Source organism: Pseudomonas aphyarum (assembly GCF_028657055.1).
Taxonomy (GTDB): Bacteria; Pseudomonadota; Gammaproteobacteria; order Pseudomonadales; family Pseudomonadaceae; genus Aquipseudomonas; species Aquipseudomonas aphyarum.
This window is the reverse complement of record NZ_JAMDGS010000002.1, coordinates 440,212-454,175: the sequence shown is the minus strand read 5'-3', so window position 1 is coordinate 454,175 and position 13,964 is coordinate 440,212. Positions and strand designations below refer to the sequence as shown.

Annotated in this window: 16 protein-coding genes and 2 pseudogenes; 6 read left to right on the top strand and 12 right to left on the bottom strand. The window is 59.0% G+C overall.

The window, feature by feature from the left end:
* Positions 1–24: 24 nt before the first annotated feature.
* Positions 25–468 (top strand): hypothetical protein, encoded by a 444-nt coding sequence (locus tag M5G18_RS03795; protein WP_273899337.1) that lies wholly within the window; start codon positions 25–27, stop codon positions 466–468.
* 376 nt (positions 469–844) lie between these two features.
* Here M5G18_RS03795 and M5G18_RS03790 read toward each other — a convergent pair whose 3' ends face one another.
* Positions 845–1,150: a PepSY domain-containing protein gene (locus M5G18_RS03790; protein WP_007951089.1), complete on the bottom strand. Its 306-nt coding sequence runs from the start codon at positions 1,148–1,150 to the stop codon at positions 845–847.
* Between the two features lie 152 nt (positions 1,151–1,302).
* Between M5G18_RS03790 and M5G18_RS03785 the strand changes: the two genes are divergently transcribed.
* Positions 1,303–2,181, top strand: coding sequence for a sterol desaturase family protein (locus M5G18_RS03785; protein ID WP_273899338.1), 879 nt, complete (start codon positions 1,303–1,305; stop codon positions 2,179–2,181).
* A 1-nt stretch (position 2,182) separates the two neighbouring features.
* Here the strand turns inward: M5G18_RS03785 and M5G18_RS03780 are convergent, their stop codons facing one another.
* Together M5G18_RS03780 and M5G18_RS03775 are read right to left on the bottom strand one after the other, a co-directional pair.
* Positions 2,183–2,866 (bottom strand): helix-turn-helix transcriptional regulator, encoded by a 684-nt coding sequence (locus tag M5G18_RS03780; protein ID WP_273899339.1) that lies wholly within the window; start codon positions 2,864–2,866, stop codon positions 2,183–2,185.
* A complete protein-coding gene (locus tag M5G18_RS03775; protein ID WP_273899340.1) occupies positions 2,866–3,993 on the bottom strand; it encodes a glycerophosphodiester phosphodiesterase in 1,128 nt (375 codons plus the stop codon). The genes M5G18_RS03780 and M5G18_RS03775 overlap by 1 nt, the downstream gene beginning before the upstream one ends.
* Before the next feature lie 215 nt (positions 3,994–4,208).
* Between M5G18_RS03775 and M5G18_RS03770 the strand changes: the two genes are divergently transcribed.
* Positions 4,209–4,535, top strand: a complete 327-nt coding sequence (locus M5G18_RS03770; RefSeq protein ID WP_273899341.1) for a DUF2025 family protein — start codon at positions 4,209–4,211, stop codon at positions 4,533–4,535.
* A 56-nt stretch (positions 4,536–4,591) separates the two neighbouring features.
* Here M5G18_RS03770 and M5G18_RS03765 read toward each other — a convergent pair whose 3' ends face one another.
* Together M5G18_RS03765 and M5G18_RS03760 are read right to left on the bottom strand one after the other, a co-directional pair.
* The gene (locus tag M5G18_RS03765; protein ID WP_273899342.1) at positions 4,592–4,906 is read right to left on the bottom strand and encodes an antibiotic biosynthesis monooxygenase family protein; all 315 of its coding nucleotides are present in this window, start codon (positions 4,904–4,906) and stop codon (positions 4,592–4,594) included.
* On the bottom strand, positions 4,903–5,610 hold the full coding sequence (locus tag M5G18_RS03760) for a CTP synthase C-terminal region-related (seleno)protein (RefSeq protein ID WP_273899343.1): 708 nt from the start codon (positions 5,608–5,610) through the stop codon (positions 4,903–4,905). The genes M5G18_RS03765 and M5G18_RS03760 overlap by 4 nt, the downstream gene beginning before the upstream one ends.
* Positions 5,611–5,625: 15 nt before the next feature.
* Between M5G18_RS03760 and M5G18_RS03755 the strand changes: the two genes are divergently transcribed.
* Entirely contained in the window at positions 5,626–6,567 is a 942-nt protein-coding gene (locus tag M5G18_RS03755) for a LysR family transcriptional regulator (protein WP_273899344.1), read from the top strand.
* Between the two features lie 6 nt (positions 6,568–6,573).
* Here the strand turns inward: M5G18_RS03755 and M5G18_RS28945 are convergent.
* The 4 genes and pseudogenes from M5G18_RS28945 to M5G18_RS03740 form a co-directional block, all read right to left on the bottom strand.
* Positions 6,574–7,011: pseudogene (locus M5G18_RS28945) on the bottom strand (methyl-accepting chemotaxis protein); the annotation flags it as partial.
* A 108-nt stretch (positions 7,012–7,119) separates the two neighbouring features.
* Positions 7,120–7,803: pseudogene (locus tag M5G18_RS28940) on the bottom strand (PAS domain-containing protein); the annotation flags it as partial.
* 265 nt (positions 7,804–8,068) lie between these two features.
* The gene (locus M5G18_RS03745; protein ID WP_273899412.1) at positions 8,069–9,121 is read right to left on the bottom strand and encodes a diguanylate cyclase; all 1,053 of its coding nucleotides are present in this window, start codon (positions 9,119–9,121) and stop codon (positions 8,069–8,071) included.
* Positions 9,122–9,267: 146 nt separating this feature from the next.
* A complete protein-coding gene (locus tag M5G18_RS03740) occupies positions 9,268–9,876 on the bottom strand; it encodes a TetR/AcrR family transcriptional regulator (protein ID WP_207983704.1) in 609 nt (202 codons plus the stop codon).
* 214 nt (positions 9,877–10,090) lie between these two features.
* Here M5G18_RS03740 and M5G18_RS03735 point away from each other — a divergent pair, with 214 nt between their 5' ends.
* Positions 10,091–11,164, top strand: a complete 1,074-nt coding sequence (locus tag M5G18_RS03735) for an MBL fold metallo-hydrolase (protein ID WP_273899346.1) — start codon at positions 10,091–10,093, stop codon at positions 11,162–11,164.
* A gap of 112 nt (positions 11,165–11,276) precedes the next feature.
* Positions 11,277–12,794, top strand: coding sequence for an amidase family protein (locus M5G18_RS03730; protein ID WP_273899347.1), 1,518 nt, complete (start codon positions 11,277–11,279; stop codon positions 12,792–12,794).
* A 49-nt stretch (positions 12,795–12,843) separates the two neighbouring features.
* Here M5G18_RS03730 and M5G18_RS03725 read toward each other — a convergent pair whose 3' ends face one another.
* Genes M5G18_RS03725 through M5G18_RS03715 form a run of 3 tightly spaced genes read right to left on the bottom strand, consistent with a single transcriptional unit; the run spans position 12,844 to position 13,880 of the window.
* Positions 12,844–13,164 (bottom strand): helix-turn-helix domain-containing protein, encoded by a 321-nt coding sequence (locus tag M5G18_RS03725; protein ID WP_039773303.1) that lies wholly within the window; start codon positions 13,162–13,164, stop codon positions 12,844–12,846.
* Between the two features lie 2 nt (positions 13,165–13,166).
* A complete protein-coding gene (locus M5G18_RS03720) occupies positions 13,167–13,520 on the bottom strand; it encodes a type II toxin-antitoxin system RelE/ParE family toxin (RefSeq protein ID WP_103386049.1) in 354 nt (117 codons plus the stop codon).
* Between the two features lie 42 nt (positions 13,521–13,562).
* Positions 13,563–13,880: a helix-turn-helix domain-containing protein gene (locus tag M5G18_RS03715; protein ID WP_273899348.1), complete on the bottom strand. Its 318-nt coding sequence runs from the start codon at positions 13,878–13,880 to the stop codon at positions 13,563–13,565.
* Positions 13,881–13,964: the final 84 nt, after the last annotated feature.

The following is a 13,964-nucleotide window of genomic DNA, read 5'->3' as shown; positions in this document are numbered from 1 at the left end:
TATAACCGGCATTGGAGATTTCCCATGGTCAGCATCACGTCTGTTTCGATCAATCAGACCGTTACCACGCCCACCAGCAAAACGTCGATTGCCGACACCGGTGATGACACCTCGACCACCGCGGCGGCCAGCACTGGCGTGAAGGCCGACACCAGCAAAGTGGCGGCGGGCGGTGGCGCGGCGCCGGCGGGGGACAGCAGTTCCAGCAGCGATGAGTCGGATACCGTGAAAGAACTGCGCAAGCAGATTGCCGAGTTGCAGAAGCAATTGCAGGAAGAGCAAAAGGCGCTGCAAGCGGCTCAGGCGAAGCAGGAAAGCCAGGATGCCAAGGCGGCGGATGTCGCGGCTGCGCAATCGCAGATCGCGACGACGTCGGCTTCGTTGCAGACGGCGACTGCGGCGTTGTTGGCGGCGTTGCAGGATTCGGACAGCGGTACTTCCGGTTCGTTGGTCAGTACGACCGCGTGAAGCCTTTCCCCTCACCCTAGCCCTCTCCCGGAGGGAGAGGGGACTGACCGAGTTGAATGTTCGAGTTACGCCGACCTGAAAATCCTGTGTCGAACTCAGGACTGGAGCATCCCCCGATCGGCTCCTTTTCCCCCTCGCCCCCTTGGGGGAGAGGGGACTGATCGAGTTGAATGTTCGAAGTACACCGACCTGACAGTTCTGAGTCGAACTCAGGTTTGAACAGCATGAAAATCGGCTCCCTTTCCCCCTCGCCCCCTTGGGGGAGAGGGCTGGGGTGAGGGGGTAAATCTCACAGGCGCAGCAAGGGTTCCGTCAAACTACAGACACAAAAAAGCCGCACGACCCAAACGTCATGCGGCTTTGTCTTATCAGTCAATCAAGTGTCTTGCTTGTTGGTCAGCACCTTGCCAGTCGTCGCATCGAAGTCCACATCAAACTCCTTGCCATCAGCAGTACGCAGTTCAACTTCATACTCATAACCATTGAAGTGATTATCCAGATCCGTGTCAGTAATGGTCGCGCCCGGATGCAGTTTCAGCGCTTGTTCGTTCATAGACTCCAGCGACTTGATCTTGCCTTCCTTGACCAGTTGCGGGATCTGGTCAACGCGAACGTCAGCCTGGGCCAGGCCAGCGGTGAGGGTCAGGGCGGCAGCGGTAAACAGGGCAGTCAGGGTTTTCATCGGTTATTCCTTTGGGTGATTCGTTTAAGTGAGTTCAGGTTAATCGCCGCAACTTAATTCACCCTTAAAAACACCCGACCGGTTTGCGTCGTTTGTTCAATTGCGGTTCTGCGCAAACTTTCATGCTCAGCCTTCGATTAATGGAGGTGGACATGAAACGCATCTTTTCGTGGCTGTACGCGCCGTTGTTCTGGGCTGGATTTATTGGTGGCGCAATAGGGTTGGCGGGATATTCGCTGCTGTGGTTGTTGCCGCTTTTTGTTTTAGCGCTGGCGGTGTCGTTCGCGGGCGAATGGCTGTTGCCTTATGAAGTGAACTGGAACCGACCCGCCGGTGATCGTCGTCGCGACATCCTGCACGCACTGGTAAATGAAGCACTCAACGCCATCGGCCTGCTGGCGTTGCCGGGGCTGGTGGCGTTGCTGGCGATTGACGGTGCGTGGCCGTCGAACTGGCCGTTGTGGCTGCAAGTGGCGCTGGCGATTTTCATCGCCGATGCGGGTGTGAGCCTGATGCATTACGCCAGCCATCGTGTGCCGTGGATGTGGCGGTTGCATGCGATTCATCACAGCGTCGAGCGGCTCTACGGGTTCAACGGTTTGATGAAGCATCCGCTGCATCAACTGCTGGAGGCGACGGCGGGGCTGTTGCCGTTGCTGGTGCTGGGCATTCCGTCCGAGGTGGCGGTATTGCTGGCGTTCGCCATTGCGATCCAGCTGTTGTTGCAGCATTCGAACGTCGACATGCGTATTGGCCCGTTGCGCTGGGTCTTCGCCTGGGCGCCGCTGCACCGGTTCCATCACATGAAGTATGGGCGCGCGGGTGACGTCAACTTCGGGCTGTTCTTCACGTTGTGGGACTGGCTGCTGGGGACTGGGTTTTACACCGAGGATTACCGGATCGGCGAGTGCGATCTGGGCATCGGCAGTCGCCCGGATTTTCCCCGTGACTACGTGGCGCAGTTGCTCGATCCGTTCGAACTGGTAGCGCTGGGAAGGGAGCCGAAAGTACCGGAGGGCTTGCGACGTTGAGTCAGTCCAGCAGGCGCAATTCTATGTGTTGCAACGCCTGACGCGCCGTCACGCCGAAGAGTTTTTTCAGGCTGCGGGAGAAGTGCGCCGAATCGGCAAAACCGGCGGCGTGGGCAGCATCGGTCACCGCACTGCCCGCCAGAATCGCAGCCATCGCCAGCCGTAATCGCCGCCACAGCACCAGCCGTCGCACGGGCAAACCGACCTGACTGACGAACAACCGCTGCAACTGGCTCAGCGACACATGGGCGGAATCGGCCACGACGCTGGCGGCGACTTTGCTCGACAGTGAGGCGTCGACGGTCGCGAGGGCCCGTTCGATTCGCGGGTCATTCAGAGGGCGACGCGGGCATTGGCCAATGGCGTGATTTAGCGCCGGCAGCGACCACTCGATGTCGAACAGCGCATCGCGCAATGTCTCGGCATCAAACCGCAACGGTTCGGCGTACACGGTGAATACCGGATCCGGCGCCTCGACAATCGCATGCCGAGTCTGCGAGGCAATCAGCAGGCGGGAAGTGGTGACGGGTTTGTCCTCGACTAGCACAGTCACCGGGCGGTCAGGGGCAAGAATCAGTTGGTGCGCATAGTGGGAGTGGGGCGCGGTGCGCCCCGACATCCCGTGGATCAGGCCATGGTCGTGCCCCAGCCAGAGGCGGCCTGTCCACGGGGTGTCCGGTTGCATCAGAAGCCGTTGTTCTTCAACACCTGATCCACACTGGCGGCGGCCGGGCGTTTGTAGAATTTCAGCAGTTCGCTGGCGCGGTTGGTGAAGATGCCGTCGACACCAGAGGCCATGACTTTCTCGAAGTCCACCGGCTCATCCACGGTGTAGACGTGCACCAGCATTCCCTTTTCGTGGGTGTATTTGTTCATCCAGGGCTGCACCAGATCCGAATAGCTCTGATCGCCGCCGTGGGTCAGCTTCGCCGAAGGGCCGGTGCCGATCGCACCCTGGGCCTTGGCGTAGTCGATCCACTGCTTGAACTCGGCTTCGGATTTCGGCTCCTGCTTGCCGTAGAACGCGTTCTTGTCCTTCTCGCCGGATTCGGCAAAGGTCACTTTGGATTTCGGCTCGATGCTGCCTTCGCCGACCCACAGCAACAGGATTTTCGGCACCTGCGGCATTTCCTTTTGCAGCATTTCCAGGCGGCTCTTCTCGAAGGTTTGCAGGATCACCTTGCCGTTGCTCTCGCCGACGCTGGCGACGTTTTTAGCCGGTTTGGCGCCGGCCGGAACCAGCCAGCCGCGGGCCTGGAGTTTTTCCTTCAGGTCATGTTCGATCCCCGGGAACAGCTTCGGCTCCTTGGTTTCGATGTACAGGCCCGGCTTGTGCTTCGGATTGGCCTGGGCGATGTCGATGATTTCGTCGAGGGTCAGAATCTTCAGACCGACATAGGACGGGCGCGCGCGATCCGGGTACTTGGCGTTGTACCAGCTGCCGGCGTCGAGGGTTTTCAGTTCGGCCATGGTGAAGGCATTGGCCGGGCTGTCCTTGCGCTCCGGGAACTTGGTGGCGACGTCGGTGGTGCGCTGCAGGTTGTCGTCGTGCAGGGCGAACAGCACGCCGTCCTTGCTGCGCTGCAAGTCCATCTCCAGGTAATCGGCGCCCAGGTCGCGCGCCAGTTTGTAGGACGCGGCGGTGGATTCCGGGGCATCGAAGGACGCGCCACGGTGGGCGATCACCGCCGGGTGCGGAATGCCCTCGGAGGCAGCGAGCGCGACCGGGTTTGGCTGGCTGGCGGCCTGGGCCTGACCGAGGCCGAGCATCAGGCTCAGCAGCAGAGCGCTTTTGGTAAACGTGGCGGGCATGTCGAGGTCCTTTCGCAGGTATTTTCGAAGATGTCCCTTTTAGCAACTCAAACGAAAACGTGCTATCGCAAGACCGACATAAACGTACTGAAAGCGAAAATTTCCGCACTTTTGTGCGTTTGTTTGCAGTACGCTTGGCCACGGCAACCGCCCCGGCAGAGGGCGCGCCTCAATGCCCTGCGTGTAAACCTTCGATCACTCTTGTGAGGTTTACCATGCGCATCACATCGCAACTCATCTGCCAGGCCGCCGACGACCTCAAGGGTTTTGTCGGCCTCAACCGCAAGACCGGCCAGTACATCGTGCGCTTCAGTGAGGACTCGTTCGGCATGGACGTGGCCGATGACGGCATCATCCCGTGCAGCGAATTCGTCTGGGCACCGACCACCGAACAGACCATGACCCTCAAGCGTGAGCTGATCCAGTTGTTGCTGGACAAGAACATCGATGACCGGATCAACATCACCGAGCCGTTGCGCGTTTATATGAATAAACGCGAAGTGCCGGAGATTGAGGCGGTGCGTAGTCTGGTGAAGGGCTGAGATGCTTCGGTGAATCATTTGCCGCCATCGCCAGCCTGCTGACGATGGCGCGATATTCACTTCTCGAATCGATACTCCCGCTCCACCCGACACACCCGCGTTTGAAACGCCGAATACCACTCGGCCCGCCCACGCGCCTGAATCACCCGGTGCTCCGGATGCTCGCGCCAGGCCAGAATCGCCGCCTCGCTCTCCCAGTACGAAACCGTAATCCCCACCCCGTCCGCGCCCCGGATCGAATCGATGCCGAGAAAACCCGGTTGCTCGGCCACCAGTTGCATCATGCGCTCGGACGCTTCGGTGTAGCCGTTGTCGCCCTCGGTGCGGGTCGAAGTGAAGATCACGGCGAAACACTCAGTGTTCGGTTTCATCGACATTGCTCCGAGCAGGCTTCGACAAACGCTCGCACCGGTGGTGGCAATTGCCCCTTGAGCGCTGCGCGTTCCGGCTGGAACAGTGTGGCGACAAAGAACACATGGTTTTTCAGTTCGATGGCGCGCAGATCGCCTGCCGAATCGTGCCCCACGGCGTGTAGTTCATGGGTCAGCAACTCCCGTTCGAATTGCGGATTCACACCGTAGCGGCAGCGATAGCCTTCACTAATCTCCGACGTTTCGTACGCCTTGGCGATCAACGAACCGGGCACCAGATGAATGCTGTCCACCGCTTCCACCAGCGAGCAGGTCAGCGGTGTGAGCACTGCGCGGCTCGAGTCAGGTGAAGTTTCGCCATGTTCGGCGTCGGCCCAGCCCAGTACGTGGCGGGAAAACTCCAGCACCGCATGCTGAAAACCGCCGCAGGTGCCGAGGAAAGGGCGCTGCTGCTCGCGGGCAAAGCGGATGGCTCGCAGGGCACCGTCTTCGCTTTTGTAGGGACTGGCCGGGACACACCAGAAGCCGTCGAATTGTTCCAGCGGCGTCTCGGGCAGGATTCGGTCGGTGGCCAACCATTCGAATTCGACCGGACGGCGAAGGTGTTCCGCCGCCAGTCCGAGGGCGACCGGGATAGCCTGGTGGGCGGTGACTTGCGGATCGAAATCACCAATCAGGGCGATGCGCAGGGCTCTGGATTCCATGAGTACTCGCTGTGCTTGTTGAGGGATGACGCTCACTATAGATTGGCGTTCACGCACTCTAAATTGGCGTTTGCCCAAGTGATCAATGCAGCCACGCAATACCAGCTCGATTTCCCGGATCTGGCCCTGATCCTCGCATTAGTGCGCGGCGGCTCTCTGGCCCGGGCCGCGCAGCTGTTGAAGGTCGATGTGTCGACGGTGTTTCGCGCCGTGCGCCGACTGGAAGCATCTCTCGGCCAGCAACTGTTCGAAAAAAGCCGCGCCGGTTATTTGCCCACCAGCCTTGCGCAGACTCTGGCCGAGCAGGCCGAACGTGCTGAACAAGCTCTGGAAGCGGCGCGTATTGGCGTCGAGCAGGGCGGGGAAGTGGTCAGCGGCACGGTACGCCTGACGTGTACCGACTCGGTGTTGCAAGGTCTGCTGCTGCCGGCGCTGGCGCAGTTCATGCCGAACTATCCGGCGCTGACCATCGAACTGAGCACGTCCAACGATTTCGCCAACCTCAGCCGTCGCGATGCCGACATCGCCCTGCGCCTGACGCGTACACCGCCGGAGCATCTGGTCGGACGGCAGTTGGCGAAGATTTCCTACCGGGTCTGCGCCAGTCAGCGTTATCTACAAAAGGTTGAAGCGGCCGATCTGGCGGCGCTGACGTGGATCGCCCCGGACGACTTTCTGCCCGATCACCCGACCGTCGCTTGGCGCCGCCAGCAGTTGCCGGGTGTGACACCGAGCTATCGCTGCAACAGCATGTTGTCGGTGACGGAACTGGTGCGTGCGGGGCTGGGCGTGGCGGCGTTGCCGGACTTTCTCATCAATGAAGGGTTGCAAGCCCTGAGCGAACCTTTGCACGGTTACGATACCGCGCTGTGGCTGCTGACCCGCCCGGACTGCCGCGCATTGCGCTCGGTGGTCACGCTGTTCGATGAACTGGGGCGGGCGCTGCGTTTGCCGTAGTCGTGTTTAACCCGGCGCCCGGTCATTGGCGAACATGCTCACGGCTTCCACCGCTTCGCTGGCGCCGTCCCGGATCTGCAAAATCACCGTGCCCGCCTGATCTGCCAGCTCAACGCCCTGCGCCGCGCGACCACGGGTGCCTTCCATGCTCTTGATCGCCTGGCGGGTTTCACTCTGGATCAGGCCGATCATGTTGGAAATTTCTGCTGTCGAACCGCTGGTACGCGCTGCCAGCTGCCGTACTTCATCGGCTACCACGGCAAAGCCGCGACCCTGCTCGCCGGCGCGGGCGGCTTCGATGGCGGCATTCAGGGCCAGCAGGTTGGTCTGATCGGCAATCGCGCGAATGGTGTTGACGATGGCGGTGATCTGTTCGGAGCGCTCGCCCAGTTGTGCGATCAAGGTCGAGGATTCGGCGATGTCGTCGGCGATGTCGCGCATTTCACTGGCCGCTTGCTGAATCACTTGCGTACCTTGCTCGGCGACTTTTCGGGTGGCGACGGAGATGTGATAAGCGGCGCTGGCACTGCGTGCATCCTGCTCGTGCTGCTCGACGCGAGCGGTGACGTCCGAGGCGAACTTCACCACTTTGCACAATCGGCCAGCAGCGTCATAAACAGGGTTGTAGTTGGCTTCGAGCCACACGGTCTGACCGCGTTTATCGATGCGTTCGAATTGACCCTGGAAAAACTCGCCCTGATTCAATCGGCGCCAGAAGTCCTGATAGTCGCTGCTGTTGACCAGATCCGCAGGGCAGAACAGCCGATGATGTTTGCCCTTCAGCTCGGCGAGGGTGTAACCCATGCGCGTCAGAAAATTCTGATTGGCCGTGAGGATATTGCCGTCGAGGTCGAATTCAATCACCGCCATGGCGCGGTCGATGGCCTGCAACTTGGCGTTGGCTTCACTTTCCTGCTGGACTTTGGCGGTGACGTCCATGGCGTACTTGACCACTTTTACCACGCGTCCAGACGCATCCTTGATCGGGTTATAACTGGCTTCCAGCCAGACTGGCCGGCCCTGGCTATTGAGCCGTTCAAAAGTGCCGGACTGGAACTGACCGTTTTTCAGCTTCGACCACAACTCGGTGTATTGGCTGCTGCGGGCAATCTCGGGCGGGCAGAAGCGTCGATGGGGCTGACCGATCACTTGCTCGGCCTTGTAGCCCATGGTGTTCAGGAAGTTGTCGTTGGCGCGTAGCACGACGCCGTCGAGATCGAACTCGATCACGGCCATGGAGCGGTTGATCGCTTCCAGCAGGCCGGCTTGTTCGGTAAGGGTGTTCTGGAGATCGTCGAGGGCGGACTTGTGGCGGTTGAAAAACATGCTGGCGGCACTCTGGAAATAGGGCTGGAGGTTGGGTCCCTGTTCCCGCGCCGGCTAGCCGGACGTGCTGATGATTAGCAGCAGTGTGCCAGCATCCAGGCTGACGGATTCACTTATACAAAACTTTATAAAGTTGTACAAGAAATCGATATTTCTCCAATTTGTACAAGTTTTCTCAGGCGGTGGAGCGGCTCAACGCGACGCTGATCGTATTGCGTCCCCCGTGTTTTGCGCTGTACAGCGCCTTGTCGGAATCGTCGAACCATTCAAGGGCGTCGGCGTAGACGGATTGATAGCGGGCGAGGCCGATGCTCAGGCTGACGCGTAGCTCGGGGACGTCGGGATGACGGTATCGATCCATTCCTTCACGCAGTTGCTCCATCAGCGCTTCGACCTTGTTCAGTGGTAGGTTGGGCAGGATCACGCAGAATTCGTCGCCGCCGTAACGCCCGGCCAGTTCGCTTTCGTCGAGCACGAATTTCAGCTCGCGGCTCAATTGCCGCAGCACGGCATCGCCGACGATATGCCCGTAACTGTCGTTGATCGACTTGAAATGATCGATGTCGATCAGCGCCAGGATGGCTTGGGAATTGTGCTGCCGGCACTGCTGGAACTTGAGGTGCAGCAGGTCTTTCCAGGCGCCGTGGTTGAGCAGGCCGGTCAGGCTGTCGGTACGGCTCAGGGTGCTCAGGGTGCGTTTGTGTTCGGCGAGTTTGATTGCCAGCCGGTAACAGACCATGCCCAGCGCCAGCGGATAAAGGGTCAGCATCGGCAGACAGGCCCAGACCTGAGTCTGCGTGGCCGTCAGGGTGAAATGGACCCCGAACACCGACCAGCCCAGCAGCACGCCGATCACCTGGGCGAGGGCGCCGAGCAGGAACAGACGCTGGCCGCCGGCGGCCACGTTGTTCATGGTCATCATCGACAGGATAGTCACGGTGGTCAGTGGATTGAACTGGAAACACGCGGTCCAGAAACCGCCGCACACCGAGTCATAGAGCAGGTTACGGCGTTCGGCGCGATAGGGGAAAGCCGAGCGGGTCGAGCATTGATAGGCCACGTGCGGCCAGAGAAAACCGTTGAACAGCAACAGCGCCCAGAGCCAGCCTGGCATGTTCAACGGATACAGCGCGGCACCGACACTGAAGTAACCGATGCCCAATCCGATGGCCCGTGGCAAATAAATGCGCCTGGCGAATGACAAGCCTTTGCCGCGTTGGTTTTCCATGATGTTCTGCGCCAGATTCATTCTGAAACACTTTGCAGTGTAATACTTCAGACAGACCGTTCATCGGCCAATGACAGACATTGTCATTTATTCCAGCGGGAAAATTCAGTGTCCTTGTGAGCCATTTACCGTGGCGCAGGCCTTGGCTAGAGCTGATAGCAGGCCAGAAACATATCGAGCGCAGAATCAACCACGGCATTTTGCGTGGCGCTGTCGAGCGAGGGCTGGCCCATGGAGATCTGCGGCCAGAAGGCAAACGTCTTCAACAGCCCCTGCACCTGATGCGCGGCGAACTCCGGATCGACCGGTTTCAGCCGACCGTCAGCCTGGGCCGCGCGAATCCACACCGTCACGCTTTCCTCGCGTTCGCCCATGCGCGCCACCATGTTCTGCGCGCGTTCCGGCGAGTGGATCGCGGCCGCGATGGCGACGCGCGCCAGATTCATGAAATTGTCGTCCGCCATCATCTGCAATTTGGCCAGCAGCATCGTTCGCAATTGATCGCGTAAAGGCTGATCGGGCTGATACGAAACGGCTTGCTCGGTGCTGATCCGTGCCCACAACTGGTTGAGAATTTCGGCGAACAGCTCTTCCTTGCTCGGAAAATGGTTGTACACCGTGCGCTTCGACACCCCGGCCGTGGCCGCGATCTTGTCCATGCTGGTGACCTCGAAACCGTTGGTACGGAATTCGGCGATCGCGGCCTGGATGATGGCTTCGCGTTTACGGTCGGTGAGGCGCTGGGGAGCTGTCATAAATTCGATTCGGCAGGAAAAGGGTGAAATTACACTCGGCAGTTTACTTGTCATCAAGTTTGATGCAACCTAGAAAGTACACCGGTCAGTGTAATGTTGCGTTAATCGGTGCAACCTAAAACCAGATGTCCGGCTGATGCGTGCGTGCCTTGGCCATTTATCGTCCCACCGTGGAAAGCCGTGAATTGCGCGGTGTTTCCGGAGTCATTCAGTCATGGCCAAATCCATTGCTTCTGCGGGCAGTCAAACCCCTGAACCTTCGCGTCAGGCCGAAGGCGTATTCCGCAACCACGCGCCGGTGCAGCGCGAAGGTGTGCGCAAGATGCTGCGGATCATGTGGAACATGATCTTCCACAAACCGCGCAACACCCGGCCGGCGGCGGCCATTCCGGTACAGTCACTGACCCGCGCGGACCTGATCGCGGCGCCCAACCACAGCGTCTATCGCCTCGGTCACTCGACCTTGCTGCTCAAACTGCGGGACAAATTCTGGATCACCGACCCGGTGTTTGCCGAGCGTGCCTCGCCAGTGCAATGGGCCGGCCCGAAACGCTTTCACCAGCCACCGATCAGCATCGACGAATTGCCGCCGATCGAAGCGGTGATCCTGTCGCACAACCACTACGACCACCTCGACTACGAAGCAGTGTTGAAACTCGCGGACAAGGTCAACGTGTTCCTGACTCCGCTGGGCGTTGGCGACACGCTGGTCAAATGGGGCATCGATACCAGCAAAATCCGCCAGTTCGACTGGTGGCAGGGCACTGAAGTCGCCGGCATCCGCTTCATCGCCACCCCGTCGCAGCACTTTTCCGGTCGCGGTCTGTTCGATGGCAACCAGACCCTGTGGGCTTCGTGGGTGATCATTGATGGCGACACGCGGATTTTCTTCAGCGGTGACAGTGGCTACTTCGATGGTTTTAAACGCATCGGTGAACAGTACGGCCCCTTCGATCTGACCCTGATGGAGACCGGCGCCTACAACGTCGAATGGCCTTACGTGCACATGCAACCTGAAGAAACGTTGCAGGCCCACATCGACCTCAAGGGCCGCTGGTTGTTTCCGATCCACAACGGCACGTTCGACCTGGCGATGCATGCCTGGCATGAGCCGTTCGACCGCATTCTTGCTTTGGCCTGGGAGCGCAGCGTGTCGATTACCACGCCGAAAATGGGCGAGGCATTCAACCTGATGCAACCGCAGCGTGGGGACGCGTGGTGGTTGGAAATGGAAAAAGAGATGTCAGAAAAAGGGCGCATTGCTTGTAGCGGCTACAAGGCTGGATGAATTTTCCTACTGGTGGTGGTTCTTGTTGCTGACAGCCGTTTCCTGCGGCTTCGGTAGGCTTGGTCGCGAGTGAAATGACTCACTCGTGATTGGCTTAAACAAGGATTAGAAAATGAAATTCCGCTTTAAACGCAGCATGAATACGCTGGCGCAAGCCATCCTGCTTTCGCTGACCAGCAGCGTCGCCCTCGCAGCGCCCTCCAGTGCAGCACTTGAATACGCCAGCGCCAGCGAGCTGAATGCAATGATGGTCAGCAACGAACTGACCTCGGTCGCACTGGTTCAACACTTGATCACACGCATTGCGGATCTGGACAAGCAAGGCCCGACCCTCAACGCCATCATCGAAATGAACCCCCAGGCTCTCGACATCGCGACCGCGATGGACGAAGAGCGTGCGCAAGGCAAACTCCGTGGCCCACTGCACGGAATCCCGGTTCTGTTGAAGGACAACTTCGATACTGCCGACAGCATGCAAACCAGTGCCGGCTCGTTGGCCATGGTCGGGCAACCGGCTGCTCAAGATGCATTTACGGTCAAACAACTGCGCGATGCCGGCGCCATTCTGTTGGGCAAGGCCAACATGAGCGAGTGGTCGGGGATGCGTGACATGGCGCTGCCCTTGGGGTGGAGCGGGCGCGGCGGTCAGGGGAAAAATCCTCATGTGTTGAGTGAAAGTGCCTGTGGTTCCAGCTCCGGCCCGGCAGCAGCGGTCGCCGCCGGTTTCACACCGCTGGCGTTGGGGACTGAAACCAATGGTTCGATCAGTTGCCCGGCCTCGGCCAACGGTGTGGTTGGCGTCAAACCGACGCTGGGTTTGTTCAGTCGCTCGGGCATCGTGCCGATCACCCGCCTGCAGGACACGCCGGGCACGCTGACCCGTACCGTGCGCGATGCCGCGATGCTCTTCAACGTCATGCAAGGGATTGACGCCTCGGACAGCGCCACTGCCGACGCTCCCACTGGCATCGACTACACCGCACTGCTTTCCAGTGACGCCTTGCAAGGAAAACGCATCGGTTATCCGATCGCGTACACAGGGTCCCACGATAGGGTACTGAACCCGAGTCTGGAGATGCTCGCCGCCATGGCCACTCTGGAAGAACAGGGCGCTACGCTGGTCCCGCTGACTGTCCGTCTGCCGGACATCGATGACTACATCAACGGCCTGATGGGCGGAATGAAGCATGAACTGCCCGAATATCTCGCCAGCCGCCAGGGACTGCCGATCAATTCATTGCAGGCACTGATCGATTTCAACCAGGCCAATCCCGGTGAGGAGCAACACGGCCAGCAGATGCTGGAGTCCATCAACGCGTCGGCGCTTTCCCATCAGGAGGCGACCGCCCTGATCACAACCATCAGCCAGAACTTTAAAGATGCTATCGATGAGCAGGTGAGTGAGCACAACCTGGATGCCCTGTTCGCCGAATCGGACGGCTTTTCCCAGTTCTCCGCCGCCACCGCAGGCTACCCGGCAATCACCTTGCCCTCGGGCATGAGCGATGACGACACGCCGACCTCCGTGTTCTTTTACGGCCAGCAGTGGAGCGAGCCTCAGTTGTTTGCCATGGCATATAGCTACGAACAGGCTTCGATGGAACTGCGTCATCCGGGGTTCAAGGAGTAAACACCTTGTTGGCAGTGCGTTGTCTTCGACTATTTGAAGCCCTGCCGTATCAAGCGAACACCACCTCAATTCGGCCCTCTTTGCGAGAGCGGGGGGCCGGTTTGACCACAATCTGCACATCTCGGCCGAGGTGGGAAAGGCATTCCATCATCTTGGCCTCACTGATGCCGCGGAATTTTCCTCTCAGCATTTCGGACAGCTTGGGTTGTGACAGCCCCAAGATTTCAGAAGCTTGAGATTGAGTGAGATGACGCGCTTTGATGATTTCGCCGATCTTTGCAGCGAGCTGAGACTTGACCTGCATTTCACTGGCGTCGGGCAAGCCGAGGTCTTGATAGACGTTGCCGCTGCCTTCTTCGATTTCAATCATTTCTAAGTTCCTTTCGCGTGGTCCTGAGCGGCTTGAAGTCTCTTTCGGATCAGATCGACATCGCACTGCGCGGTTTTTATACCGGTGGTCGACTTTTTCTGAAAACAATGCAGGACGTAAATCGCATTGCCAAAACGGACCGTGTAAACGGCGCGGTAGGTATTCGTATCAAAGTCCTCAATCAACTCAAGGACACCCGCGCCTCCAAACCCCTTCAGAGGTTTTGCATCTGGATGTCTGAGACCGCTTTGGGCCAAATCCAGTGCGTAACCAAAAACATCCTGTACATCAGTGGGCATCTGCTTGAGATCTTTCTTGCTACTGCTAACCCACAGGAGTGGCTTCCTTGTACTCATGCGAAAAATATACCTATATTGGGATAATCTCAATCAATTGGTTCAGTCAGCCATCGCATAATCTCCATGACTCGCTGATTCCGGCATCGCACCTCTGACATTCCCCCCACGCCCCGGCGCAAACCCCGGAAAGAACACCAGCCCTTGCGCCTCAAACCGATAGGTCAACGCCAGCCGCACCGCATCCGCCACGTCCTGCTGCGCTTCGAACCGCTGAATGTCGTCTACTGAAACCTTGGCCTCCCGCGCCAACTGTTCAATGCTCCAGCCCAACATCCCTCGGGCCTGGGCGCAATGGGTCGGGGTGAACTGGAAAAGGGCGATACGTTCGAGGATGAGGTTCATCGCTGAAGAGGCCATGGTGTGCTCCGGGCTCGAGAGTGCTGATGGAAAATGTACTGTGTTTTTGTACAGTTGTTTTCGGCCGGGATCAAACGCATTTTT

Bases quoted from the DNA above. Each gene is read 5' to 3' on its own strand.
- M5G18_RS03795 (WP_273899337.1), top strand. From the start codon at position 25: ATGGTCAGCATCACGTCTGTTTCGATCAATCAGACCGTTACCACGCCC.
- M5G18_RS03790 (WP_007951089.1), bottom strand. From the start codon at position 1,150: ATGAAAACCCTGACTGCCCTGTTTACCGCTGCCGCCCTGACCCTCACC.
- M5G18_RS03785 (WP_273899338.1), top strand. From the start codon at position 1,303: ATGAAACGCATCTTTTCGTGGCTGTACGCGCCGTTGTTCTGGGCTGGA.
- M5G18_RS03780 (WP_273899339.1), bottom strand. From the start codon at position 2,866: ATGCAACCGGACACCCCGTGGACAGGCCGCCTCTGGCTGGGGCACGAC.
- M5G18_RS03775 (WP_273899340.1), bottom strand. From the start codon at position 3,993: ATGCCCGCCACGTTTACCAAAAGCGCTCTGCTGCTGAGCCTGATGCTC.
- M5G18_RS03770 (WP_273899341.1), top strand. From the start codon at position 4,209: ATGCGCATCACATCGCAACTCATCTGCCAGGCCGCCGACGACCTCAAG.
- M5G18_RS03765 (WP_273899342.1), bottom strand. From the start codon at position 4,906: ATGAAACCGAACACTGAGTGTTTCGCCGTGATCTTCACTTCGACCCGC.
- M5G18_RS03760 (WP_273899343.1), bottom strand. From the start codon at position 5,610: ATGGAATCCAGAGCCCTGCGCATCGCCCTGATTGGTGATTTCGATCCG.
- M5G18_RS03745 (WP_273899412.1), bottom strand. From the start codon at position 9,121: ATGGAAAACCAACGCGGCAAAGGCTTGTCATTCGCCAGGCGCATTTAT.
- M5G18_RS03740 (WP_207983704.1), bottom strand. From the start codon at position 9,876: ATGACAGCTCCCCAGCGCCTCACCGACCGTAAACGCGAAGCCATCATC.
- M5G18_RS03735 (WP_273899346.1), top strand. From the start codon at position 10,091: ATGGCCAAATCCATTGCTTCTGCGGGCAGTCAAACCCCTGAACCTTCG.
- M5G18_RS03730 (WP_273899347.1), top strand. From the start codon at position 11,277: ATGAAATTCCGCTTTAAACGCAGCATGAATACGCTGGCGCAAGCCATC.
- M5G18_RS03725 (WP_039773303.1), bottom strand. From the start codon at position 13,164: ATGATTGAAATCGAAGAAGGCAGCGGCAACGTCTATCAAGACCTCGGC.
- M5G18_RS03720 (WP_103386049.1), bottom strand. From the start codon at position 13,520: ATGAGTACAAGGAAGCCACTCCTGTGGGTTAGCAGTAGCAAGAAAGAT.
- M5G18_RS03715 (WP_273899348.1), bottom strand. From the start codon at position 13,880: ATGGCCTCTTCAGCGATGAACCTCATCCTCGAACGTATCGCCCTTTTC.